Raw genomic sequence first — 25,504 nt, 5'->3', positions numbered from 1 at the left:
TCATTTCCTATACTGTATGCCTATCTCTACATTATTACTATATACTACGTCTCTTAATTCAACCTAAATCATTTCTAAAGATAATCTAAATAAATAGAAATAGAGCCCTGGCTTAGGCCAAGGCATTAACTAAAATAGAGCTGTTTTCAGCCTTCATTCAAGCTTTTCGTTCTTCATTCAGGCTTTTCAATCTTCATTCGGACCATTTGTATTAGATTATCAGATCAGTCCTTAAGCGAACGAAGCCACGGTTCAACTTTTCCCAATAAACGTTCCTTGTCATACTGCACATATTGGTTCGCCCGATTGCGCACGGGATCACCCGCGTAGAAACGTTCATATAGATCATGCCTTGCTCCGAGTGGACTTCCGGTCAGTTCCCATGCGAGTTGAAAGAGTCGAATCTTCTCCGGGGCTTGCATCGTTACTCCACCAAGATATTTGCCTACCATAGAACCCATCATTTCATTCATCTCAAACGTACCTGAAGGAATCTGAATCAGACCACCCGCAGCAATGGTCTTCAAAATCTCCACCGCGCGAGGGTAATAACGATTGCCCAGATTGCGTGCGGTTTCAATATATTTGAATTCTGGCAGCCAGTTGCCAAATGCGTCCGGCTTGGACTGTGCTTCAGCAGCAATAATCAGTCCCTCGATAGTCTGTATCTGACTGATCAGCTCTCCGAGTTGTTCCTGCACATTCAGGAAGGAGTCCACCCCGATCTCCTTGGCAATGGCTGAGGTCACAGCTGTAATGAATTCCAGTTTCGAGTGTAATCGAATGACACTCTGATGGTAGGCCAGACTGGCCGATGCTGTATTGCAGCGAATCTGCCATACGGCTTCAGGGTTATTGTGCAGCAATACACGTTCCCAGGGCACAAATACATCGTCAAAAAATAATACAGCATCCATCTCATCATACTGCGCACTGAGTGGATGTGATTTATCTGAATCTTTTGTGGCAAAAGATTCACGACACATCATGTGCAAGCCCGGACTGTCCGCGGCTACAATGACCATATGGGCCAGCTCTGGCAGGTGGCCCGGAATTCGTTGAACGGGATAAGCAATGATATCATCGGCATAAGGCGCTGCTGTTGCCACCATTTTGGCCCCGCGGATCACTACACCCTCCGTATTGCTTTGGACAATTCGCAGCATGGCATCCTCATCTTCCCCAACAGGCAAGGAACGATTAATCTGAGGGTCCCGCTGGACAATCGTCAGGAATGCATCTTTTCGTTTGGCTTGTTCATAATAAGTCGATATTTTGTCTGCAAATGCCGGGTCATGTGATGTCATCTCATGTCGTGTTGCATACCAACCGGTCAGCCGGGATCGAGCATAATCAGACAATCGGCTCATCACCCCATACGTCCGATCGGCCCATAGCCGAAAAGCATCCGCCCTGCTCTTCACGTCAGGAACTGAACGAGGCACAAGAAAAGAGCGATGCACGTAACCTCCCGTCTGTTCGTCCCAATAGGCCACGGTTTCCCTGGTCTCCGGGTCATCCACCAGATTGAACAATCCTTCAATGGTTTGAAGTGTTCCCTGAAAGGCCTGATGTCGGGTTACCTGGATACGCTCTCCGTCCAGCCATACATTCCGCTCATCATTCAAACGTTGAATGTAAGCTTGTCCACGAGACATCGTGATACTCATGATATGTCCTCCCTCTCAGGCACCGGCCTGACATTTCTGTAACTCCATCCTTCTAACTGCTTGAGAAACTATGTAATGATACATTCTGTATCTAATGAAATAGTACTGTGCCTTAGCTAGAAAAGTCAACAGACACCGAGCGATGAGTCCGGTGTCTGTTGGGCTATGCTATTTTAGACTAATTTGGAATACATGTGACGCAGATACCGCCAGCGCACGAGTGCAAAATACAAAATCTGCATGGAAGCAAACACCAAGAAGATGCGCAGGCTGTATCCGAAGACCGAAAAATCAACCAGTTGCTGCAACGCCACAAAGGCAACCGAACTGTGGATGACCGCCACCAGAATCGGCAGGAAGAACATAAGCAATAGCTGCCTTGTTACGATCTTACGGAGTTCGGGACGACTCAGTCCCATTTTGCCAATCATGCGATACTGCGCTTCATCCCGTTCTAGATCTGCGTAAAGTCTGAAATACGTGAAACTTGCTGCAAAGGTGAAGAAAACAATGCCAATCAGACCGCTCAAGATCAGAATGATCCCGTTTGTTTGTTTGGAATTAAGCCAGTCCACCACAAGCGCGCTGACCTCATAATAACCTTTGTCGGAATGATCATCTTGAATGGATTTGATCAATTCAGGAGCAAAGCTGCGTGTACCCATCCAATCTTTAACGATAAATTGTATCGTTCGACTCGAATAGAAACCTTCAGGCATGCCTACTTCCTCGTTGTACGCTGGTCTCATCTTATTAAACAATTCGTCGGTTACGACGTAGAGATAAATTTCATATTGAAAAGGAATCACAATATCGGTACCAGGTGTCGATAGCTGGACAGGTATGTGCTGATTATCAACCTCCAGATTGATCTTTCCTCCCGAGGCTCCTTTTTCAACCTGTTCACGGTACTCCTTGCGCATCGCCAAATTGCTTGGTGTCATAAATGACTCATCGATTTGTTTCAACGTACGTTCTTCATACCCCAGTGCCTTCGCAAGACGGTTATAATCACTCAGTTTGATAATATTCCCATTATTATTTTCACCTATAGGAGCATAACTGCCCTTCACGTAGGGAACTTGATGATCAATCAACGTTTCTTCAATCTGCCGAATATGTCGCTCGGAGTTTGGAGTATACCAGTTATTCATATAACTGAATGCGTACGGATTCGACATGGACGACAACCCCGGGTCAGCAATAGCAAGCATGGTGCCAATTCCCGTAAATGAAGAAGCCGAGATGATACTTACCATGAAAAACATGATGGCGTTATCTTTCATTCGATAGGTAAGTTCAGATAAGAAGAGCAGATTGGTTTTACGGAAAAACAACCTTGGATTTCTTTTCAGTGCCCGAATGATGTATACACTGAGCTGTGTGAACAGAAAGTAAGTACCTACTATAACAACCACGACACTTGCAAGTAATAATGGAAAGGAGAAGCTTACCCATACAAAAGTGAATACTCCTGCATAACCCCCGCCAATGAACAGCACCGACAGCAAGGCGAGTAAGCGTGATGCTTTGGGTTCCGGTTTCGGTTTTTCCTCTGATTTCACAAGGTCAATGAGTGAACCTTTCCGTATGAGCAAGGATGACGACATCGCGATGACAACGAACAATAGCAGAAATGCTCCAACCGTCAAGGCGATGCCTTTCAGCGGAAAATAGAACCGAAGACTGTTCTCAACAGCCAGCATGGAGCCACAGATGAGCAGAATCAATTTGCCGAAAATGAGCCCGAGTCCGATGCCCGTAATGATCGAAGCTAATCCAATACACATATTCTCCATAAACAGAAGCCGATTCATCTGTTTGCGTGTCATGCCAAGAATCAGGAAGATACCAAATTCCTTCTTACGCGTCTTTAGAAATGAACCTACCGAGTAGAGCAGGAACAGGAACGAAAAGATGAATATAATGATCTCCGCAATCATAAACCCCTGATTTGCAAGCAAAGTAACCGTACCACTTGATCCCTTTAACCCTGCTTTCAAATCAGGATGGAACAGAAGCAATGCGTAAGTAAAAAAGATCATGACGGAAAATGTACTGCTCAGAAAATGAGCCAGATAAATTCGTTTGTTGCGAACAACGTTATTAATGGCGAACTGGCGAAAATTCATGTCCTGAACCTCCCATTAGGGATAATACATTAATAATCTTCTGGTAAAAGGCTGCACGATTATCGCCGTAGTGAATTTCATTGTACAATTTGCCATCCTTGATAAAGACAACCCGACTGCAATAACTTGCAGCTACTGCATCATGAGTGACCAGCAGCATCGTAGCCTGATCCTCCTGATTGCGAGTTTCGAGAATCTCCATGACATCTCTTGCCGCCTTCGAATCCAGGTTACCTGTTGGCTCATCGGCCAGAATCAACTTCGGGGAATGGATAAGCGCTCTGGCTATGGCCGTACGTTGTGCCTGTCCTCCTGATATCTCATATGTCCGTTTGTTCAGAATACCCTCGATCCCCAGCTTGCTTGCCAGTTGTTCCACACGTGTGTTCATCTCTGCTAGCGAAACACCGTCAAGAGTCAGTGGCAGCACAATGTTTTCCTTAACTGTCAGGGTATTTAACAGATTGAACGATTGAAAAACGAAACCAAGCTCTTTGCGCCGGAACAGCGCGAGTTCGTCCTGATTCAATTCAAACGGATTCTTCCCTGCAATCAGCAGTTCTCCTGATGTTGGATGATCAATGGTTGAGATCATGTTCAGCAGTGTTGTTTTGCCACTACCCGATGGTCCCATGATGCCAACAAACTCACCTTCTTGAATACTGAGGTCAATACCTGATAACGCTTCATAAGATACGATGCCTTTGTAGATTTTACTGATCTGTTTCACAGAACAAATCTCCATGGTTACAACTCCTTAGTAATGTATGAATTCAAAATTAAGTTACTTTCATGCTGTGTGCATGCGTATTGTGCGTGGCCTTTCCTGTACTCTTCTGACTACAGTCTATCGAAGTTTCGGCCATTCTCCTATGGTTTAACCTTTCATCAACATGACAATGTTGTAAGGTTGCATCATGAAAATCAAAAAGACGCCTTCGCCCGATCAGGCAATAGACGTCTATACTTACACTTACGCTGTAATTCATGCTCCACTCACACTTCTTCAACAAAAATACAGACCTAACGTCCCGATCTTATTTTCAACCTGTCACTTCAGGAGTTGAATGTAATTCGGACAGTCGTTCCTTCGCCGTACACGGATTCAAGATCAATCTGATGATTCATCCGCGTTAACACTTCTTTTGCTATATACAATCCCATGCCTGTGGACTCTTTGAAATGCCGCCCGTTCTCCCCGGTGAAGAAAGGTTGGAATACCCGATTCAGATCAGACTTCGGAATCCCGATGCCCTGATCCTGCACTTCCAGCATGATAGAGCGTTCCGCTTCATACGCACGCAGATGAATCTTTTGTCCGTTGCCCGCAGAGTACTTGATTGCGTTCGACAGTAACTGTACCAAGACAAAACGAATCCACTTGGCATCGGATTGTACAACCAGCGCAGAATCTATATGCATCTCTGGATAGACGTGATTGCGAATAAAGAATCGCTTGAGCTCATGGATCGCTTCTTCCCCAGCGGTCTTCAGTATCACAGGTTCCACACTGAAATCCTGCTCGAAGGTATCCAACCGCGCAACATACAGCACAGTCTCCAATCCCCGTCTCATCTGGTCTGCTTCCTCTCGAATGCTTATGAGCCTAGGGTCGTCATCTTCCTGACCTTCCACGGTCAACTCGATGACGGATAACGGTGTCTTCATCTGATGGACCCACTGGTTCATGAATGTCAGATATTCTTGCTGCCGTTGTTCCAGCCGATGCAGATGTGCGTGATACTGGCCGTATTGTGAATCCAATAACTTTTCCAGCGCCAGTGATAATGGACTTGTTTCGTTCAATGGTACAAATTCCTTCAGCGAATCCATCGATCGTGACATCCGGGTATAAAAGGAGCGATGTGAATAATAACGATACACCAAATATCCAACGTACAAAAATAATCCCAGCGTTACGGCATAAGCAGCCGTGACCCAATCGTTGTAACCGTCATACCAGAACACTGCAACAACGGTGAACAAGATGGCAACAACCCAGCAAGTTAAAGCGAGATGTTCTCGTATAAACAATCTCATGATGGAGAAGAAGCTTTCCAGTTATTGTTCAATCGGTAACCCGAACCTCTGACCGTCTCCAGTGCATCCGTAATACCAAGCTCGGCTAATCGCTTACGCACCCGAGTAACGTTAACGCTGAGTGTATTGTCATCCACAAAAGAGTCATCCCACAGCTTCTCCAAGATTGTCTCTCTGCTCACCAGCTTGGGACTGCGGCGCAGTAACGTTTCCAGCAGAATCGTTTCCTTCTTCGTCAGCTGCACTTTGCGATCACCAAGCTGAATCTCCAGTCTTTCCAAGTACACGACCAAGCCGTCCAGTTCCACCTTGCGTTCTTCGTCACGTGCAGCATAATCCCCATATACCCGGCGTAGCTGACTTCGAATTTTCGCTATAACAATCTCATGCTCAAATGGTTTCGTAATATAATCATCCGCCCCGTTCTCCAGTGCCATGACCTGATCCATCTTCCCACTCCGCGCGGAGATAAACAAAATGGGGCATGTGGACAGCGTACGAATCTGGCGGCACCAATAGAAACCATCGTAACTGGGCAAGTTGATATCCAGAAGTACCACATGTGGCTGTACCTGCTCAAACTGTTGCACAATCATCTCAAAATCCTCGACCAGAACGGCCCGGTCCCCATAGCGTTCAATATGTGATTTCAATAATCCCGCAATCTTGGGATCATCCTCTATTATCATAATGGTATACATTATTGGATCTCACCTCTGGCAAAATCATAACACAGGATTTATTATCTAGCATCGATTTGCTTACGCCAATCCACAATATCTGCATTCAATTGCTTCAGGTCTCCAGAAGCTTTCTGATCATCCGATAACTTGTATTGTTGCTTCAATGCCAGGATACGATATACACTTTCATCAATTCGGGACTCGGTGATCTTGCCTGACTTCACTGCACTTATTAGCGTGTCAAAAATCGTCTTGGCACTTTCATAACTATGAGCTACCAAGAGAATGTCACTTCCTGCTTTAACCGTTGCTAGGGCAGCTTCATCCAACTTGAAGTTCTTCGCTATTGCTCCCATACTCAGGTCATCTGTGATGACGACACCGTCATACTTAAATTTGCCGCGCAAATGTTCACCAATAATGACATCCGATAAGGAAGCCGGATGATCCGGATCAAGCTTCGGGAACAAAATGTGTGCAACCATGACTGCTTCAACTTGTTCCTTCACCGCGGCCTGGAACGGAATCCATTCCAGCTCAGCCAGTTGTTTTTCCGTTTTGTTCACGACAGGAAGGTCAAGATGGGAGTCCACGGACGTATCCCCATGCCCCGGGAAATGTTTCACTACCGGAATAATGCCTTCACTTCGTAGACCTTTCATCTCAGCAATCCCCATACGTGACACCAGTTCTGCCGAGCTGCCGAATGAACGATCTCCAATGACCGGGTTCTTCGGGTTACTGTTCACATCCAGCACAGGAGCAAAGTCCACATTAAAACCTGCAAGTTGAACCTGTCTCGCCAGCAATTCCCCCATCGTTTCAGCAAGCGCGCTATCATTCGTCTCGCCTACTTTTCTACTGGAAGGAATGGATTCCACCGTCTCTGGCATACGACTGACTTTGCCACCCTCCTGATCCACACTCATGAAGATCGGTACCGGATTGGATTGATTCGCTTCCTTGATGGATTGTACAAACTTGGCTGTTCCCTCGAGTGTCGATACATTGTTGGCATAGAAAATAATGCCCCCTACCTTTTGATCGGTAATCATCTGTTTGGCTTGATCATCCAACGTTGTCCCTTGAACACCGGCCAGTATCATCTGTCCAATCTTCTCTTCTAACGTTAATGAACTGAGCTGCTCCTGCACCGGATCGACTTCTTCTTGCGGTTCCTCTGGTACTTCTTCCTGCGGTGGAGCGGTATTCTGCTCCGGCGATGAGGAAGATTGCCCTGAGTTGGAGCCAGCGTTTGAGCCGCCGGTATTCGAGTCTGTTGCGGAGGAAGGTTTCTGTGCTTGGCCACATGCCGATAAAAGCAAAACGATTCCCAGCAGAAGACACAGCATATGCAGTGGTTTTCTCCATTTATTGTTCGAGTTGTACCTATAATTGTGCAAGGATATTCATCCTCCTTATGTAATGTCATCTTGGTAATTCAAAGGTTCAGGCCTAACCTTATCACAAGGTGAATGATTTTCAAAATGAGCGCTTCTGAGGATTGAATCGTTGTGCTGACATATATGCAGCGAAAAAAAATGGTTGCTATAGAACCTGAAATATGGAACTTAATGGTGTTGTGACCAAGCGCGTGCGGGACGTGTGGGGATAATCAATAGGAGCAACGGCGCAGGAAAGTGTTTTACTATTGTGAATTTTTCATATGTTGAAATTATTAGTATAGGTAGCTCAAAAAGCCGCCCAAAGGCGGCCTATTTGTTCGTTTTATTTACTTTTCGTTGTAAATCGTTGTCGTTCAGCGTTGGTTCACCTTTCACCAAACGTTCCTAGGCTTCTATTAATGGAGTGTTTGCAACACTTCCGTTGTAAATGGAATGATTTCGGATATGCGACCTTCACGAACTTTGGCAGGCCATTCGGGATCACTAAGCAGAACACGACCCAAGGCAATCAGGTCAAATTCATTGTTCTCCAGCTTCTCATTTAATAGATCCAGATGGGCATCCCCTGTTCCCTGGTTCTCGGTTGCTCTGTCCACAAATTCAGCTTCAAGACCTACCGATCCAACCGAAATGGCTGGTTTGCCAGTGATTTTCTGCGTCCAACCCGCAAGGTTCAGCTCGGAACCTTCGAACTCCGGTAACCAGAACCGGCGTGTAGAGCAATGGAATATATCCACGCCAGCAGCACTGAGTGGTGCCAAGAATTGCTCCAATTGTTCTGGCGTCTCCACCAGACGTGCCTCATAATTCCCCATCTTCCATTGGGAGAACCGGAGCACAATTGGGAAATCAGGACCAACCGCCGCACGACAAGCTTCAATTACTTCAACCGCAAATTGAGTTCGCCGTACCAAATCACCACCATATTTGTCGGTCCGTCGATTCGTCTGCTCCCAGAAGAATTGGTCAATCAAGTACCCATGGGCTCCGTGCAGTTCAATGCCGTCAAACCCGATTCGCTGTGCATCCGCTGCCGCTTGGGCATATGCCTGTACAAGCCCTTGAATCTCCTCTTCCGTTAAAGGTTCACGTGATGGTTCACCTGCCATGCTAACCCCTGAGGGACTTACAGGCTCAGCTTCTGCGTTAGGCAAGTCACCGGAACGACGTGCTGTACCCACATGCCACAATTGTGGCATGATTTTGCCACCCGCTTCATGTACTGCTTTCACTACTTTAGCCCATCCTTGCAACGAATCTTCACCATGGAATAATGGAATACTGGCTCCACTAACCGAAGATGGATGATTAATGCCTGTACCTTCCGTTATGATGAGCCCCACTCCACCTGCTGCTCTGCGACGATAGTATTCAGCAACTTCTGGTCCAGGTACACCCTCTGGTGAGAATCCGCGAGTCATGGGTGCCATAACGATTCGATTAGACAATGTTAGCTTGTCCGAGGTGAAAGGTTTGAATAATGCTGAAGGTACGTTCATAGTACATTGCTCCTTTGCAATTGGAAGTGTGAAACTTTCGCATTCATGTGAAATGCGACATGCTTTTGTATATCATAACATTTGTAATCCAGTTGACTGGTTTAAGGTTATTTCTCTATCCATTTTATAGTTTCTTAATTTTATTTTCAAATTTTCGAAGTTAATCGTTCATACTAATCTTTTTACATAAAAAAAGAAAGCTACCTTAACAGCAGCCTCTGTTTGATCACACTACCGAAGCAGTCTGACATGCACTCTACTGCATCTTAAGGTATTTTCCCGGTCACCAATAATGTGGATGTAGCATAGTATATAATCCATAATCTTCCTTCCAATTTAATTAGCATTCACGGGGATATCATTGCGATTCACTCGAAGCAATTTCCCTGACGAAGTCGATAACACATCGGGATCAGTACCCAGACCAAAGTAGAAATCACCCTCGTTCTCTTCAAATGACTTGGCATACGTGTCCTGATTAAAACGTAAAATCTCATTCCATGTGGTCAGATCCGTGGATTGGTAGACCCGATTGATATACAGATTGGCACTTTGGCGAGTATACGTAAGCACATACACCTTGCCATCACGCAACAGCACATCGGTTGGGAGCGCCTTGGCATCTGGCAGATTAACACGCCTTGCCTGATTAATGTCGGTCATGACATTCAAAGATTTGGGCAGCAGCTGCCCATCATTGAACACGCCTCCCGCTATATAGAGCAACTTGTTATTAAAGTTAACATTTTTGCCTATTTTATTATAAGGAATCGTGCCCGTTTGATAGGTTAGTCCAGGCAACATTTTGCTGCCATAGATGACAACATCCCGTTTCTCAAGCTTTTCGTTAATCTCCAGAATATTAGTTTTGTCATTCCATATTTTATTGGCAGGATACATCATGCCAGATGCATATAACTTGCCATTAAGATGGAACATGGTATAGGCCCGGAAACCAAACGTGTTAATGGTCGCATATTTCTGCCAAGTTTCACCTTCATTATGAGAGATTAATATCGTTGGTTTGGAATCTGTCCCCAGCGCGGCAAACATCTTACCCTGATAAGATGCCAAATCGTATACGTGTACACCGAGTGGAAGATTACGATATTTGGTCCATACCTCTCCATCCAGACGATAGAAATTGCCCAATTCCCACTTCTCACTATCCGAATCATTGCCAGGAATATATAACTTGTCGTTCAGCACTCTGTAAATGTCAATCTGCTCCTCATCCACATACATCTTCGTTGATGGCAAGATGCCCGGGTTGCTGTTAGTCACCGACTGGGTCTTAAATTTTGCATTCGCTGTATCATAATAAATAACTGGAATAGGACCTGAATTTGGAGCTACGCCCAGATTGCTACTGTTCCCGTGGCCCAAATATATCTTGCCGTTGTACAGTTGCATGTCCCAGACGTTATTAGCATATGGTGTTTTGGTAAAAGGTCTGCCTAGCAGTTCGATCTTCGATGTTACATCCGCTGAACTGATCGGTGCATTCGACACCTTGGCAAGCCCACGTTCCGTCGCAGGGGGTTGACTCGTTGACGTGGTGTTTTTCGGCTTGGAGTTTCCCATAAGCATCCAGCTCATTCCTGCGACAATGGTCAAAATTACGGCTGTCCATTTTGTATGTCTCTGCATGTCCGCTTCCTCCTTCATTTTTTCATCATCATTACCTTCACACCAAGATGATACAATTTGTATCTTTTTATACTATGTAAAACCACCCGCACATGCAACAAATTCCGCCCTATTTATACAAAAAAAGTAGACAATCACATCTGTTGATGTGCTGTCTACTTGTTCTTACTGTCTGTGATTTCTATTCAGCTTTTACCAATATCTTAACCTGATTTTTCTCTTTCAACAGTGCTTCAAATCCATGCTCTACCACTTCATCCAACGAAATTCGTTTGGTCACCAGCTTGTCAGCCGGGAAGAAACCTTTATCCATCAGACTGATAACAGCCGGGAACACATCGCGATAACCAATAATGCCATTAACTGTACGTTCTTTCATGACAATTGAGTTCGGGTGAATCGGCGCTTCCTGTTCAAAAATACTGACGATCATCAATTCTCCACCAATACGTGTTGAATCGATGGCTTGTTGCAGAACACGTGGAACACCGGTTACTTCATAGGCTACGTTAACGCCACCTTGTGTACGCTGATGGATCTCTTCCACGACATTAAACTGCATTGGATCAATCACAATGGCACCGAGCTCTTCGGCTTTTGCTTTCCGCTCATCCGATAACTCCACCACATAAATATCCGACGCTCCCGAAGCTTTAAGCGCTTCGATGACCAGTAGCCCGATTGGCCCTGCGCCAAACACGGCTGCCGTATCTCCCACTTTCAGCTTGCTTTGGCGTACAGCGTGAAGTGCTACAGCTGAAGGTTCAACCAACGCACCTTGCTCATACGAGATTGAATCCGGAATGGCATGTACCATGTTTTCTTCAGCAGTTACATACTCGGAGAATCCTCCTCCGCCTCCAGCGAGTCCGAGGAAACCCATCTGATCGCACAGATTGTATCTGCCCTGTTTACAAGCTTCGCAGTGTCCACATGCATAGATGGGTTCTACCACAACACGATCGCCCGCCTTGAAACGTGTAACACCTTCCCCTACTTCAACAACCTGTCCTGAGAATTCATGCCCCATAACTACAGGCGCTTGTTCCCCTGTTAGCGGATGCGGTGCTTGAGCCGGAATAAAAATCGGACCTGCTGTGTACTCGTGTAAGTCACTGCCGCAGATGCCGCACCATTCCACTTTTATTTTGACCTTACCTTCTTCAGGATGAGGTTCATTAATATTTTCGAGACGTAAATCTTTGACTCCATGCCAACGTAATGCTTTCATTCATTTCATCTCCCAGATCATAATTTGTGATATAATCGGAAACGTTTCCGTAAATTAAATATGTCACATTTTAGATACGCTGTCAAACATATTTCTCCACTAATATGTCTATTTCGTGATCATATCGAGTTTAATTAAGAGCGCTTACACTTTTATTAAAGTTATTTTAGCGGTATTGTGTAACCGGTGTAATCCAAGTTATTAAGATATATCCTGACAAATAATATTGCAGACGGAATGAAATATAATCATACTTCGGCATAAATGTGGTCCAATCACGGGATACTTCATGGCTCAAATGTTATAATTAAGTTATATACTTATCGCGAAGTGCATACATATCCCTAAATATTCGGAATCGTTTCCGATAAAGTGAGGTAACCGTACATTGAGGAAAGAACAGAAACTGACGATCAAAGATGTGGCTGAGCGTGCCGGCGTGGGCATCGCTACCGTATCCCGGGCCATCAACAATTCAGAAGGCATCAGCAGTAAAACACGAGATAAGGTGATGCAGGCTATTGAAGAACTGGGATTTGTCCCCAACACGTCCGCACAGAGTCTGAAAATCCGGCAAACGCACCAGATCGCGCTTGTTGTACCCGACATACGTAACGCCATCATTCCAGAGATTTCCTGGTCTGTTGAGCAAACGGCGAAGCAGCATGGTTACCATGTCGTGCAGATCAATACGGCAGGCAATGCCCGAACCGAGCTGGAAACGATACGTAATGTGAAAAAATTGCATGTGGATGGATTGATCTTCATGCCTCTGGCATATCCCAAAACGTTACCCGGACTGATTGATAAAGCGCCGCTCCCCATCTCTATGATTAACTACGGAAAGAAACTGGAACCGGGAATGAGGGCAGATATCGTCTCTCTGTCTCAACCTGAAGGCAAACTGGTGATGGAACATCTGTTCAAAATCGGCCGGACTCGAATCGCTTATGCAGGAGCACCGAAGGACATTATTGAAGAGCGCTTCCGTGCTTATGAGCAAGCTGTAGGCCATGTGGACATTTCTCTCGTCTACTTTGGTGAGGACTTTTCATTAAATACAGGCGCCAATGCTGCAGATTATTTCTATGGACTTACGCATATGCCTGATGCCGTCTATGCCATTAATGATATGGTTGCCATCGGATTGGTTAATCGGTTCAAGGAGTTAGGGGTTCGTGTACCTGAAGATGTGGCTGTTGTGGGTGTCGATAACAATCAATGGACCACTGTCTCGTCTCCACAGATTAGTTCCGTGTCCATTATGGGCGAAGAAGTTGCCAGACTTGCTACCGAACTGTTATTAAAACGAATTCGGGAGATGAATACGACCGATTACGAACACATCCAATTTGAACCGCGCTTAATCGTTCGTGAATCAAGCGTAGCCATGATTCATTCTTCCCAGCGAGGACCACACAGTTAAGTTTGGTGAGGGGGATGGGGCATTAGGATAGAATATATTTTACGAATATCCCTTTATGCGGTGTCCTGCTACATAGATATACTAAAAGGTGTTGCTCAGGTCTAACTCTTTCCTGGCAGCACCTTATTTGTCTATAATCCCATATATCTAAAGCTACGCCTTATTCAGCACCGTTCATTCTAAGAAAGCAGTTGCCTGATCGGTGTTCCCTTCAAGAACATCTCTATATTTCCCACGGCATGATTATAATAGATCTCATAATTGCCACGAGTTACATAACCCAGATGCGGTGTGGCCAGAACGTTGGGCAATGTTCGCATCACATGGTTAACTGGCAGCGGTTCCTGCTCATATACATCCAGACCTGCACCAGCAATCACACCACTCTGCAATGCCTCCACCATAGCTTCCTGATCGACAATGCCCGCTCGCGACGTATTGATGAGCAGCGCACTCGATTTCATTTGTTGCAACTCGGCTTGTCCTATAAGATTGCGCGTACGATCACTTAATACCAGATGAATGGATACGATGTCGCTCTCTGCAAGCAATTGCTCCTTGGTCTCGGACCAGATGACACCTTGTTTTTCTGCTTTCTCTTGTGTTAGATTCTCACTCCAGGCCATCACATTCATGCCAAATGCTTGTGCAATCTCAGCCATGCGAGTGCCTATCTTGCCCAAACCGAGCAATCCAAGTGTTCTCCCATACAGATCCAACCCTACAGTGCTCTGCCAGTTTCGATTGGAGCGAAGTGCATTATTTTCCGTAACCAGTTGTCTGGACAGCCCCAGAATTAGTGCCCATGTAAGCTCCGTCGGCGGATTAGAGCTTCCCTCGGTTCCACACACAATGATCCCGTTCTTCTCGGCAGCCTTAAGGTCTATGGACGCATTGCGCATACCACTTGTAATCAGAAGTTTTAGCTTAGGGAGCTGCGAAATAACCCTCTCCGGAAATGGTGTACGTTCCCGCATCAGGACCACAATATCGAAATCCTGTAATTCCTGAATGACTTTTTCTTCCGAGCCCATATAGTTGTTGAATGCTTGAATCTCCACCCGATCCATCAACGAACTCCAGTCTGCCAACGTCAGCGCAACGTTCTGATAATCATCCAAAACGGCACAGCGCAACTTCGTATCCATTCCTGATCTCCTCCTCTATCTGCTCAAGTCTTACTGTATTGTAGCAACTTCGGCCTGATCTGCTCAATGCCCTCAGACACAGATAAGAGAAGGGAAACAACTTCCATCATCCTTGTAAAATGAGGGACTCTGTATCACTTTCAAAAGTATCATTCCAATTACTGTAACAAAGACAGCGTAACCTGGATGCTCTGCTCTACAAACAAACGGTCCGGTCCTGATTTCATCAGTACAGTCAGTCCAATCATGGATACTACCAGAGACTGTGCGACCGCATTTGCGTTCATGTCAGTAGACAACTCCCCGCTCTGTTGCCCTCGTTCTATCGTTTCTTTGAAAAGAACACCCAGGTACATCTGATGCTCCCGTGTAAGGACAGCGAATTTGGGATCATGTGGAGCCAGCTCAACCATCGTATTAATGCAAAAACAGCCGTGACTAGGCTCGTTTATACTTCCCTCTGCTCCTATATGTTCAAACAATCCACGAAAGGCTTCCCGCACAGAGGAACCCTGTTGAAGTCTGGCTCTGACTTGAGCCGCATGCTGAGTGGTATACCTGCGAAGTGCTGTTTCAAATAATTCCTTTTTATCGCCAAAAGCCGCGTACAGACTGGGACGTTGAATGCCCATTGCGGTCGTCAAATCACTCAAAGATGACGCTTCGAATCCCTTGTCCCAAAACTTATGCATAGCTGCATCAAGTGCTTTATCCGTATCAAATTCCCGTTGTCTAACCATACAATTCACCTCTTTATGTATCGATCAGTATGTTTATATATTTTAACCTCATAACAATGGATAAGTCAAAGACCACTCACTTAAAATTATTAAAATTAAACAAACTCATCTATAAAGCGTTTTTAACCAAATTGAAAATCTCACCCAATTCTCTGTTGACAGAATTCACGCAAATAAAGTATGGTTATCCCGAAACATAACATACCAATCAGTACATAATAGAAAGGTGACAACTACTCATGCAAACTTCTTCTCCAGATGCACAATTATCCAATAAGGATCGTCCTGCCATGTCACGGTTAGTTGCTCTTCTCTTTGCCGTGTGCAGCGGACTTGCGGTCGCCAATATCTATTATGCTCAGCCTTTGCTGGACTCCATTGCTCATGAGTTTGGCCTCTCTCCATCATCCATAGGGATTGTCATCACAGTGACTCAAATATGTTATGCCTTGGGGCTGTTCCTTCTCGTTCCGCTTGGTGACCTCTTAAATCGCCGCAAGCTGATCATCATTCAAATGCTCTTATCCGTGCTTGCACTGGTTCTCGTAGGAACCGCACAATCCAGCTCACTTTTATTCGCGGGCATGGCTGTCGTTGGTTTATTAGCCGTCATTACGCAAACGCTCGTTGCCTTTGCTGCACACTTGGCAGCCCCTTCCGAACGTGGTCGCATTGTCGGTCAGGTAACCAGCGGAATCGTCATTGGCATTTTACTTGCACGAACGGTTGCAGGTACGCTGAACGATTGGCTCGGGTGGAGATCGGTATATCTCTTCTCTGCCAGCCTTACATTACTCGGAATTGTCGCCTTATTTTTTGTTCTCCCAAGGCAGCAATCCCCGCAAGTGAAACAAAGCTATATCCAATTACTCGGTTCCGTCTTGCAACTGTACCGTGAGTTGCGTGTGTTACGAGTACGAGGTGTGCTGGCCATGCTGATTTTTACAGCCTTCAGCATCTTGTGGACTTCTATGGTACTGCCACTTAGTGCCCCTCCACTGTCCCTGTCTCATACGGTCATAGGTGCATTCGGTCTGGCTGGAGCGGCTGGAGCACTGGCTGCCGCCCGTGCAGGTAAACTCGCCGATCGGGGCCTTGGGCAGAAAACAACCGGTGTTGCCCTTGTCATTCTGCTCTTGTCCTGGCTGCCCATCGGTTATGTCCATCATTCCCTCTGGTTCCTGATCCTGGGTGTTATCCTGCTTGATCTCGCCGTGCAGGCCGTACATGTTACCAACCAGAGCCTGATCTACGAAGTTCGCCCCGAAGCACAGAGCCGCCTGACGGCAGCTTATATGATCTTTTATTCCATCGGCAGTGCAACCGGCTCCATCGTTTCTACCCAAGTGTATGCATGGGCGGGCTGGACAGCCGTATGCTGGTTAGGTGCTGGGGTTAGTGCAGCAGCCCTTGTGTTTTGGATGATCGATCGTTATATGCATCGGAATCTCGATCGTTGAATTAGTCCAGTTTATTCCACACTACAATAAAGAGGGTTGCCAACGGACCAAATAACAGGGAAATCAGAAACCAGTTCCGACCACTTCTGTTTTTTCCCTGAGCCAGTCCGGCATTAATCAAGGCAAGTGTGCCCCAACCTACAAAATATTCATTATCCATCAAACGTCTTCTCTCCTCTATCCCTTCAATTCTGGCTACTGCTCAAGCATATCTTTGAGCTTACGATTACGATCCTCTAGAAATGCCTGCATGTATCTCTTCAGCACAAGTCGCTCCGTTGCCCATCCCAGCAATCCAAGTGGAGCTTCGAATCGAAGTGTGTCTCTCATGCAAGTCATCTGATCCCCAATTACGCTGAAATGATGTTCATGTCGCATGCTCTTGAAAGCCCCTTTCTCCATCTGATCCACAAAGAGGAAAGGTCGTTCAAACTGCACAATTCGGGACTTCAGCTTCTGTCTGATACCAAAATGAGTAGCCTGAAATGTAACTGTATCCCCTGCTCCAATTCTTCCTGTGGTTACTCCTGCGACTGCTCGCTCTCTCGTATGTTGCCAGACGGTCTGAGTATGTATATCAATATCCCGGGCATAGTCAAAGCATCGTTCAATCGAGGCATGTATCGTAATCTCGGTTGTCACTTCAATCATGGCGATCGCTCCTTGGCAGGAAAAATAAGGTCTTTGCAAAGTATACGCTTGCTTCCTTGGTCGAACAACACATCTAGGATGATATAACAAAAAACGGGTCCCCTGTCTTAGTACAGGAGGCCCGTCCTCAATATAAGTAAGGAATACAGATCATATTTAGATTAAATAAGCAATTCATCAATGGCAAGCGTACGCTCTTTGGAGAGATCGCGATATTCTTCAGACTCCACTTTGATGAGCGGTTTGAAAATATCAGATGTATTGTTCATGACAATAACACCTTTTTCTCCATTGCTGAGCAGTACCTGTTTCCCGATGAAATTAGGAAGCAAATGTTGCATCAATGCCTGAACCGGTTTTTCATTCAATTTACCAAATCCCATTCCATAGATATCTCTAAGGTTGTTGATCAGGTTTGGATTGCTGCCTCCGTGGTTCCCGGATCTCATGCCTATATAGATATCCGCTACAGATACAATCTGTGTATATGGATGAATTTCACTTTTCTCAAGTTGCATCGGATAACCCGACCCATCTTCCCGTTCGTGATGCTGCAGAGCAACCAGTGCTGTCGCTTCATCCGTCATCGAATTTTTGATAATTTCATGGCCATATATGGTGTGACGCTGCATCTCAAGCTGCTCATCAGCCGTCAACGGTTCTGTTTTGTTCCGAATCCGGTGGGATACTTTGCACTTTCCGATGTCATGCAGATAACCACCGCGACTAATCTGATAACTCTCCTTCTGAGAATATCCAAGCCAATTCGCAAGGTAGAAGGACAACAACCCTACCTGGATTGAATGTGTATAGTTATTGACGTCATCCCGCTCCAGCATCATCAGGAGATGAACGACATCTTTCTGCTCATCGAGTCCCTCAACCATTGGTTGCAGTGCATCATCCACCATAGTGGCGTTGAACTTGCCAACGGTCAGAGCTTCGAGAAAAGCATTTTGATAATTATGTACAGTCTGAATAAACTGGGACTTCATCTCTTCTTCAGGCGCTTCTTCCTTCGTGCTTGTACTTAACCCGGAAGCATGCTTGGCGGCTGCAGCAAAAAATTCTGCTTCAGTTATTTCCTCTTCGCGTGATTCAATATCTACATAATCTACACGGTGCTGCATAAGCAAGGTGATATCCTCACCTTTGATCACAGTTCCCTTCCCGAGAACGTGTAATCCTGCATCGCTGAATGTATCCGCAGTTAGACGGTCTCCGTCTTGCAGGTTCATAATATGGATTCTCAAATCGGTATTCCCCCTGAACAATTCATTATAGTAACAGCACCCAACGGAACGGGGCCACAAAAATACCTATACTTCTTTATATCGTTATAATTCTTCATTTCATACATAGTTCAAACGACCTTAATCACAATGGTAAATACGAACGCCTAAGACTTTATCCTCACTCCAATATCCAAATTAGTCCCGGTTTTAAACTTTTACACACTATTGCGCCTCATTGCCGTATCAGAGTAAGCCAAAGAAGTTCAAACGCTCCGTTTGAACTTCTTCAAGACATCTCAAATTAGATTTTGATCGAACCCAGACTAGCACCTTTAACAAATAAACGTTCAATGCTCTTCTCCACCGAAGGATCAGGAATCAGTGGCGGTGCCTGGTGAGGTTTGGTACGCGCATCAATGATCACCTGATCACAGCCCCAATGCTTGTGGTCATATCCGCTATTAACCCCGTACATGTCATGTGAAGGGTTGCTGCGAGTAAAGGTTGCCCATAAGAAGTTGCTGAGGTTAGCACTCAGGAACGAACTGTCGTCACATAGAATGATCATCGGACACGAGTCCAGACCTCCTTGTTCTTTCAATAGAGACGTTAATGCCTGCATCTCCTGTGCTGTATCCGCATAACTCGTGAAGGCCGATGTCTGGATCGAAACGATACCCGGCATGATGAGCTGCGGATTCTCATATCCACGAATGTTTTTCAAAGACTCCGGAACTTCCGTGCACAACTCTCGAACCTTGTCGCCATATGCTGCAAAAACGACCTTGCTGCCGCTGTTCAGTCCTGTACCCGAGTAATCCAATGTATCAATGGTCGTATGGGTATGGAAATGAATATCCCGCTGCATGTCCATGCGCTCCAAGATATAGGTCAGGAATTCAACTTCCTTATGGGTGTCCAAAGGTTGCTGATCCTCTGCGGTAATGAAGAGGTACTTCGCTAAACTGAGCTGACCCGTACCCAAAATACGATTGGCAATCGTAAGCAACTCTGTCGGCTGCTTCACCGCCTGATACGGCGTGTAACGTTCACTGCCGATTGCAAACAGTAATGGATGGACCCCTGCCGCATCAACCGCATGTACTTCTTTGACACCTGGAATCTCCTGTTTGATCGCGTCTCCAGTAATCTCATGAATCAAATCGCCAAAAGCCGTATCCTCTTGCGGTGGTCGACCAACAACCGTAAACGGCCAGATGGCATTCGGTTTGGCATAGACTTTATGCACACGCATTAGCGGGAATTCATGTGTCAGACTGTAATAACCCAGATGATCGCCGAACGGACCTTCGGGTTTTGTCTCTCCTGGGTAGATATCACCCGTGATGACAAAATCAGCATCATTGCTGATGCAATATCCGTCCTTGTAGCTGTACCGGAAGCGACGTCCAGCGAGCAGGCCGGCAAATGTCATCTCACTTAGTCCTTCAGGCAAAGGCATAACCGCTGAAAGTGTATGTGCAGGTGGACCGCCAATGAAAATACTCACTTTCAGTGGTTCTCCCTTTTTCACCGCTTTGGCTTGATGTATACCAATTCCGCGATGAATCTGATAGTGTAACCCTATTTCCTTGTTCATTTCAAAATCATTGCCATCCAGTTGAACCCGGTACATCCCCAAGTTTGAATTCATGATTCCTGGTTTGTCCGGATCTTCCGAATAAACCTGTGGTAACGTCACAAATGCCCCACCGTCCATAGGCCAGTGTTTGATGAGCGGCAGATCCGAGATTTGAATCTCTTGCGCGGACACCGGCAGGCTAATAGATTTCTGTTTTGGCAGCGCCTGCCACGCAGCTAGACCTGTGCGGACATGCTGGAATGGCGTCTTAAGCGCCTTCATGGGATCATCACGAACTGCCATGACCCGTTGTACGCCTTCGAGTGTACCGCGGAACATGAACTTGCTTCGTTCCACCGTGCCGAAGAGATTCGATACGGCCTGGAACTTCGAGCCTTTTACATTTTCGAATAACAATGCCGGGCCTTTGGCCTCGTGCACTTTCATATGGATGGCTGCCATCTCCAGATGAGGATCAACCTCTTCTTTGACCCGAATCAAATGACCGTGCTGCTCCAGATCGTTAATACAATCTTCCATATTGCGATATTTCATTGGATGGCTCCATTCTGTGTATGATAAATTAATTAAGTTCATAGATTCACATAACGTCTCTTCTATTTTATCAAATGATCCACTGCTAAACAAAACTATATATGAAATTTTGTCGAGTATCCTAATATCAAAAAAAAAGCAATATGAAGCAATATGAATCCTGAATGCACAGGAGCCGATTGCTCTCATATTGCTGCTTTCTATTCTGGCTTGCCTTAAGATGTAATAACCGATCTGGGAATCGTGACAATAAACTGTGTGCCTTTACCTATTTCGCTCTCTACATTAATTGTACATTGATGCAATTTCAAAATTTTAATCACAATGGACAAACCCAATCCATTCCCTCGAAGCGAGCTGCTTCGCGCTTTGTCCACCATGTAGAATCGATCAAAGATATACGGGAGAGCTTCCTCAGGTATACCTTGTCCTGAATCTCTAATCAATACCTTCACAAATGAAGATGACGTCTCAATTTCGACATGAATGGTACCTTGTGGACCGGTGTATTTGATCGCATTATTTATTAAATTTTGCCAGACCTGATCAAACAAATCTTTGTCCACTGTGATCTCGCAGGGCAACAAGTCCAATTCGATCTGTATATCCTTCTGCGCCCACTGCGGCTCTGCCAGTAAAATCGCCCTTCTTAATTGTTCATCGACCTGGAACGTGGTGAAATGAACCGGATGATGCTCCGAATCCAGCGAGGCTAGCCGAAGCAGATTATCACTGAGCCTCGATAAGCGCAGCGTTTCCTCATAGATAATATCCAAATGCTCTTTCTGCTCTTCTAAAGGAATAACACCATCCTGTAGCGCTCTGGTAAATCCCCTGATCGAAGTGAGCGGAGACTGCATTTCATGAGAGACGTTGCTGACAAAATCATCACGAACTGAATCGATTTTTTGCAACTCACTGGCCATATGATTAAAGCTCTCCATCAGTTCCCCAAACTCATCCTGATTATTATGTTTCAACCGAACCGACAGGTCACCTGACGACATCTCCTTCGCAGCGACCGTTAACCTCTTAATCGGTTTCACAATGTACCCGGACATGAATAGGATCAGTAGGCTACCAATGACCAGTACCGTTAATAGTGAGGTTAAAAGCGTGTTTCGCAGTGTGTGAAAAAGAGAGGAGAAATCGCTTTGTATCAGGAAAGTGCCGATCCCCTCGTTTGTTCCGGGAACACCTATGGTCGCAATTCCATCTTTACTGGACATGAATATTGCATCGGTTGTCCCCGCCTCAAATAACGAATGAACTTTATCCTCTGGCAAGGAAGACAACACTTCACTTTGTTGATTCACGGGAGTAATATTCAAGCCGTAGCGGGCAAAAATACCCAAGCTAGATTTCACTTTTTCCGGATCATCAATCAGGTTAATCATTGTAGCGATGTCTTCAGCAAAGGTAACCATAAAACGATTCGGCGCCTTTTCGCGGGACCCGTTATTGATCATAAAGGAGAGAATTAAACTCACCAGAACAATCCCGATAAACGTAGCTACAATTCGAAGTCGCAGGCTCTTCCTCAACATGTTCATGCCCGCTCCAGTCGATATCCAAGTCCTCTTATCGTTGAGATCACAAGTTCAGGTACAGGTTCAAGCCGTTCCCTTAACCGTTTGATATGCACGTCGACCGTACGCTCATCGCCTTCATAATTCATGCCCCATAGATCATCGATAAGCTGTGTACGTGTGAATATTTTCCCTGGCGAACTCGCCAGAGAAAACAACAATTCACATTCCTTCTTTTTCAATTCGATGGTTTGACCATCTGCAACGACCATCAGATTGCCCAAATCAATCGTTACACCGCTGATCTGAATGATATTTGATGAACTTTTGTTATATCGTTTCAATAACGATTTCACACGCAGGATTAACTCCACAGGATCAAAAGGTTTAACCATGTAATCGTCTGACCCGGCATTAAATCCTCTGACTTTGTCCTTGGATTCTCCCTTGGCAGTCACCATCAGGATCGGAATATCCAGAAAAGACCGGATATCTTCTGTCAGTTCAATGCCGTCGATTCGCGGCATCATTACATCCACAATCGCCAGGTCAACTTTCGTATGAGATAGAATGTCTAACGCTGCTTGACCGTCTGCTGCTTCCAGCACGGAAAATTGATTCTTTTCAAGATAGATTCGGATTAATTTGCGGATATGGGAATCGTCGTCCACCACCAGAATCATGTTCATGTAACCATTATCCTTTCCGCCATTCGTTTTATTCGTATCGCAAGGATTCCATCGGGTCCAGCTTCGCCGCTTTTGATGATGGCATCAAACCGGCCACGATACTAATCGCCGTACTTACCACAAGACCGAACAAGATGTAATATCCCGAGAGATTAATCAGTTTTGCTCCAAACGCATTGTCCAGTAGAATATTTAACACATAACTGATGATCACTGCAAAGATTACCGCAATAATACCACTAAATACGCCTAATAAGGCAGATTCGGAGAAGAATATTCGCTTGATATCCTTCTTTCTTGCTCCAATCGCCCGCAGTATTCCGATCTCTTTCGTCCGTTCCACGACACTAATATAGAGTACAACCAGTATCATAATACCGGATACGATCAACGAAATGCCTGCAATACCCGCGAGTACAATGGAAGCCATACTTACATATGTGGTGATATTCTCCATGACCTTGGCCATTTGAGAGCCTGCGAAACCAGCACCCACAGCAGCTTCATTGATATCATTTACATATTTCATATCGGTTGCATAGGCGTTAACCTGAATCGGCCCGATTGTTATTCCTTTGTCTGTATACATTTGCTCCAGCGTCTCTGATGAAATGTATCCCGGGGATTGTTGCATTGGAGATCGTTGATCTGCCGCTTCATAGATCCCTGAGATGGTTACTTCTTTCTCCAAAGTCACTGGTTTATTATTGCTGTCCATCTCATTGATATATAGAAGCACGGACTTGCCGATCATGGAATCAGCTTGGTCATTTCCGCTTAATTTATTTGCCGCATCGAGGGGTAACAACATCTCATTTTCTGCCGGGAGGACCCCCGTTGTCATCAGTGCTGGATCAAAAGCATCCGTTAATGTCGTTAATTGCGTAAGTCCCACACTTTGTTTTTTATTCACCATCGTCGATTGGCCTGTAATGGTCGTAATTGTCTCTACATGATCCACATTAGGAAAATCACGAATCGTCTCAACATCAGCTTCGGTGAACGGTTCACCTGGTGACATCAGGGCCTCGGGGCCTTGCATGTCTTTGGCTTCTTCACTCGGCTTGGTTATATCCACGAGCAAAGGGTCCATACTTGAATTGATTTCGTCATTCATATACGTCGTTATCCCATTCCCCAAGGAGAGCATAAGAAGTACACTTAGTATACCTATAGATCCACCCAATGCTACCAATACATTACGCTTGCCGTTGAGTTTCATATTTTTAAGTGCCATCTTGAATGAAGCAAGCAAGCTCAGGCTCCGGGAAGAATCCTGACCACTCTCGTAAACAGCCGTAGAAGGATCTTTCAGGTGAATATCATCACTAATGCGCCCCTCTTCAACCTTCACAATACGTGTACCGGAGTCAGCGACTTTCTGCGAGTGAGTTACGGCAATCACCAGCATTCCCTTTTTGGCTATACTGTCGAGCAGAGCGAGGATTTGATCTCCGTTTTCTCGATCCAGAGCACCCGTCGGTTCATCTGCAAGAATAATATCCGGATTGTTGGATAACGCCCGTGCGATGGAAACCCGTTGCTTCTGACCACCAGATAACTGGTTAGGACGTTTGTTCAGATGATCTTTCAGTCCGACCTCTGTCAAAATACCAACAGCACGTTGGTTGCGATCCTTCTCATTGGTATCTGTCATTTGCATCGCAATCGTCACATTTTCGAGGACAGACAGATGTGGGATCAGATTGAAATTTTGAAAGACAAAGCCGATATTATTCTTCCGATAATCATCCATTTCCTTCTCTGTCATGGCACTTAAGTTCTTGCCACGAACAACGACGTCCCCTTCATAGTCGGAGTCCATACCACCAATGATATTCATCAGTGTCGACTTACCACAGCCAGATTCGCCGAGGATGGAGACAAATTCCCCTGTCTCAAAACTCAGGTTCAAACCGTGGAGTACGGGAACTTTTTCTTTTCCATATAAGGTGTATGATTTCTTCACATTTTTAACTTCTAATATTTTCATATGGATCTCTTCCTCTCCTGATCACGCACGATATCTATCTATTTGATGTTCATATCGTAACAAATCAGTATGAACTGATAATGAACTGAATCATCGGCCTATAAGAGGTTATTGAAAAAGAACTCTATGTAAAAAAACACCTACACTTCCTTGAAATGAATCATTCCAAAAAAGTGTAGGTGTCC

Annotated in this window: 20 protein-coding genes; 2 read left to right on the top strand and 18 right to left on the bottom strand. The window is 45.4% G+C overall.

The window, feature by feature from the left end:
* Nucleotides 1-224: 224 nt before the first annotated feature.
* The 9 genes from J2X75_RS05535 to J2X75_RS05495 all read right to left on the bottom strand — a co-directional run bounded on the left by J2X75_RS05535 (nucleotide 225) and on the right by J2X75_RS05495 (nucleotide 12,311).
* Nucleotides 225-1,670: a 4-hydroxyphenylacetate 3-hydroxylase family protein gene (locus J2X75_RS05535; RefSeq protein WP_310334823.1), complete on the bottom strand. Its 1,446-nt coding sequence runs from the start codon at nucleotides 1,668-1,670 to the stop codon at nucleotides 225-227.
* Between the two features lie 173 nt (nucleotides 1,671-1,843).
* Nucleotides 1,844-3,802 (bottom strand): FtsX-like permease family protein, encoded by a 1,959-nt coding sequence (locus J2X75_RS05530; RefSeq protein ID WP_310334822.1) that lies wholly within the window; start codon nucleotides 3,800-3,802, stop codon nucleotides 1,844-1,846.
* The gene (locus J2X75_RS05525; RefSeq protein ID WP_310334821.1) at nucleotides 3,777-4,547 is read right to left on the bottom strand and encodes an ABC transporter ATP-binding protein; all 771 of its coding nucleotides are present in this window, start codon (nucleotides 4,545-4,547) and stop codon (nucleotides 3,777-3,779) included. Before J2X75_RS05525 ends, J2X75_RS05530 begins: the two co-directional genes overlap by 26 nt.
* A 311-nt stretch (nucleotides 4,548-4,858) precedes the next feature.
* Nucleotides 4,859-5,842 (bottom strand): sensor histidine kinase, encoded by a 984-nt coding sequence (locus J2X75_RS05520; protein ID WP_176872664.1) that lies wholly within the window; start codon nucleotides 5,840-5,842, stop codon nucleotides 4,859-4,861.
* Entirely contained in the window at nucleotides 5,839-6,543 is a 705-nt protein-coding gene (locus J2X75_RS05515) for a response regulator transcription factor (protein ID WP_091031246.1), read from the bottom strand. Before J2X75_RS05515 ends, J2X75_RS05520 begins: the two co-directional genes overlap by 4 nt.
* 41 nt (nucleotides 6,544-6,584) lie before the next feature.
* Nucleotides 6,585-7,928: a beta-N-acetylhexosaminidase gene (gene nagZ, locus J2X75_RS05510; protein WP_310334819.1), complete on the bottom strand. Its 1,344-nt coding sequence runs from the start codon at nucleotides 7,926-7,928 to the stop codon at nucleotides 6,585-6,587.
* A gap of 398 nt (nucleotides 7,929-8,326) precedes the next feature.
* Complete coding sequence (locus J2X75_RS05505; RefSeq protein ID WP_091031250.1) at nucleotides 8,327-9,430, bottom strand: NADH:flavin oxidoreductase; 1,104 nt, start codon at nucleotides 9,428-9,430, stop codon at nucleotides 8,327-8,329.
* A 336-nt stretch (nucleotides 9,431-9,766) separates the two neighbouring features.
* Nucleotides 9,767-11,080 carry a hypothetical protein gene (locus J2X75_RS05500; RefSeq protein WP_150367455.1) on the bottom strand — a complete coding sequence of 438 codons (1,314 nt, stop codon included), beginning with the start codon at nucleotides 11,078-11,080 and terminating at the stop codon, nucleotides 9,767-9,769.
* 181 nt (nucleotides 11,081-11,261) lie between these two features.
* Entirely contained in the window at nucleotides 11,262-12,311 is a 1,050-nt protein-coding gene (locus J2X75_RS05495) for a 2,3-butanediol dehydrogenase (RefSeq protein WP_310334814.1), read from the bottom strand.
* Between the two features lie 388 nt (nucleotides 12,312-12,699).
* Here J2X75_RS05495 and J2X75_RS05490 point away from each other — a divergent pair, with 388 nt between their 5' ends.
* On the top strand, nucleotides 12,700-13,737 hold the full coding sequence (locus J2X75_RS05490; RefSeq protein ID WP_310334811.1) for a LacI family DNA-binding transcriptional regulator: 1,038 nt from the start codon (nucleotides 12,700-12,702) through the stop codon (nucleotides 13,735-13,737).
* Nucleotides 13,738-13,916: 179 nt separating this feature from the next.
* Here the strand turns inward: J2X75_RS05490 and J2X75_RS05485 are convergent, their stop codons facing one another.
* Both J2X75_RS05485 and J2X75_RS05480 read right to left on the bottom strand, forming a co-directional pair.
* Entirely contained in the window at nucleotides 13,917-14,885 is a 969-nt protein-coding gene (locus J2X75_RS05485; protein WP_310334809.1) for a D-2-hydroxyacid dehydrogenase family protein, read from the bottom strand.
* Nucleotides 14,886-15,043: 158 nt separating this feature from the next.
* A complete protein-coding gene (locus J2X75_RS05480; RefSeq protein WP_310334807.1) occupies nucleotides 15,044-15,625 on the bottom strand; it encodes a TetR/AcrR family transcriptional regulator in 582 nt (193 codons plus the stop codon).
* Nucleotides 15,626-15,864: 239 nt separating this feature from the next.
* Between J2X75_RS05480 and J2X75_RS05475 the strand changes: the two genes are divergently transcribed.
* Nucleotides 15,865-17,085 (top strand): MFS transporter, encoded by a 1,221-nt coding sequence (locus J2X75_RS05475; RefSeq protein ID WP_310334805.1) that lies wholly within the window; start codon nucleotides 15,865-15,867, stop codon nucleotides 17,083-17,085.
* 1 nt (nucleotide 17,086) lies between these two features.
* Here J2X75_RS05475 and J2X75_RS05470 read toward each other — a convergent pair whose 3' ends face one another.
* From J2X75_RS05470 to J2X75_RS05440, 7 genes are all read right to left on the bottom strand, one after another.
* A complete protein-coding gene (locus tag J2X75_RS05470) occupies nucleotides 17,087-17,248 on the bottom strand; it encodes a hypothetical protein (protein ID WP_155985038.1) in 162 nt (53 codons plus the stop codon).
* 32 nt (nucleotides 17,249-17,280) lie between these two features.
* Nucleotides 17,281-17,736 carry an SRPBCC family protein gene (locus tag J2X75_RS05465; RefSeq protein ID WP_310334804.1) on the bottom strand — a complete coding sequence of 152 codons (456 nt, stop codon included), beginning with the start codon at nucleotides 17,734-17,736 and terminating at the stop codon, nucleotides 17,281-17,283.
* Nucleotides 17,737-17,897: 161 nt separating this feature from the next.
* A complete protein-coding gene (locus tag J2X75_RS05460) occupies nucleotides 17,898-18,989 on the bottom strand; it encodes an HD-GYP domain-containing protein (RefSeq protein WP_124114347.1) in 1,092 nt (363 codons plus the stop codon).
* A 283-nt stretch (nucleotides 18,990-19,272) separates the two neighbouring features.
* Nucleotides 19,273-21,108: a UbiD family decarboxylase gene (locus J2X75_RS05455; RefSeq protein WP_310334800.1), complete on the bottom strand. Its 1,836-nt coding sequence runs from the start codon at nucleotides 21,106-21,108 to the stop codon at nucleotides 19,273-19,275.
* A gap of 215 nt (nucleotides 21,109-21,323) precedes the next feature.
* Nucleotides 21,324-22,655 (bottom strand): sensor histidine kinase, encoded by a 1,332-nt coding sequence (locus tag J2X75_RS05450; protein ID WP_310334798.1) that lies wholly within the window; start codon nucleotides 22,653-22,655, stop codon nucleotides 21,324-21,326.
* Nucleotides 22,656-22,657: 2 nt separating this feature from the next.
* A complete protein-coding gene (locus J2X75_RS05445) occupies nucleotides 22,658-23,326 on the bottom strand; it encodes a response regulator transcription factor (RefSeq protein WP_310334796.1) in 669 nt (222 codons plus the stop codon).
* A 28-nt stretch (nucleotides 23,327-23,354) separates the two neighbouring features.
* Complete coding sequence (locus tag J2X75_RS05440) at nucleotides 23,355-25,319, bottom strand: ABC transporter ATP-binding protein/permease (protein WP_310334795.1); 1,965 nt, start codon at nucleotides 25,317-25,319, stop codon at nucleotides 23,355-23,357.
* Nucleotides 25,320-25,504: the final 185 nt, after the last annotated feature.

The organism is Paenibacillus sp. 2003 (assembly GCF_031455635.1).
GTDB lineage: Bacteria > Bacillota > Bacilli > Paenibacillales > Paenibacillaceae > Paenibacillus > Paenibacillus amylolyticus_B.
This window is presented reverse-complemented; position numbering and strand designations above follow the sequence as displayed.

Coding starts and splice junctions, on each gene's coding strand:
- J2X75_RS05520 (WP_176872664.1), bottom strand. CDS start 5,842: ATGAGATTGTTTATACGAGAACATCTCGCTTTAACTTGCTGGGTTGTT.
- J2X75_RS05500 (WP_150367455.1), bottom strand. CDS start 11,080: ATGCAGAGACATACAAAATGGACAGCCGTAATTTTGACCATTGTCGCA.
- J2X75_RS05465 (WP_310334804.1), bottom strand. CDS start 17,736: ATGATTGAAGTGACAACCGAGATTACGATACATGCCTCGATTGAACGA.
- J2X75_RS05530 (WP_310334822.1), bottom strand. CDS start 3,802: ATGAATTTTCGCCAGTTCGCCATTAATAACGTTGTTCGCAACAAACGA.
- J2X75_RS05455 (WP_310334800.1), bottom strand. CDS start 21,108: ATGAAATATCGCAATATGGAAGATTGTATTAACGATCTGGAGCAGCAC.
- J2X75_RS05445 (WP_310334796.1), bottom strand. CDS start 23,326: ATGAACATGATTCTGGTGGTGGACGACGATTCCCATATCCGCAAATTA.
- J2X75_RS05515 (WP_091031246.1), bottom strand. CDS start 6,543: ATGTATACCATTATGATAATAGAGGATGATCCCAAGATTGCGGGATTA.
- J2X75_RS05495 (WP_310334814.1), bottom strand. CDS start 12,311: ATGAAAGCATTACGTTGGCATGGAGTCAAAGATTTACGTCTCGAAAAT.
- J2X75_RS05525 (WP_310334821.1), bottom strand. CDS start 4,547: ATGGAGATTTGTTCTGTGAAACAGATCAGTAAAATCTACAAAGGCATC.
- J2X75_RS05475 (WP_310334805.1), top strand. CDS start 15,865: ATGCAAACTTCTTCTCCAGATGCACAATTATCCAATAAGGATCGTCCT.
- J2X75_RS05450 (WP_310334798.1), bottom strand. CDS start 22,655: ATGTTGAGGAAGAGCCTGCGACTTCGAATTGTAGCTACGTTTATCGGG.
- J2X75_RS05535 (WP_310334823.1), bottom strand. CDS start 1,670: ATGAGTATCACGATGTCTCGTGGACAAGCTTACATTCAACGTTTGAAT.
- J2X75_RS05505 (WP_091031250.1), bottom strand. CDS start 9,430: ATGAACGTACCTTCAGCATTATTCAAACCTTTCACCTCGGACAAGCTA.
- J2X75_RS05480 (WP_310334807.1), bottom strand. CDS start 15,625: ATGGTTAGACAACGGGAATTTGATACGGATAAAGCACTTGATGCAGCT.
- J2X75_RS05440 (WP_310334795.1), bottom strand. CDS start 25,319: ATGAAAATATTAGAAGTTAAAAATGTGAAGAAATCATACACCTTATAT.
- J2X75_RS05485 (WP_310334809.1), bottom strand. CDS start 14,885: ATGGATACGAAGTTGCGCTGTGCCGTTTTGGATGATTATCAGAACGTT.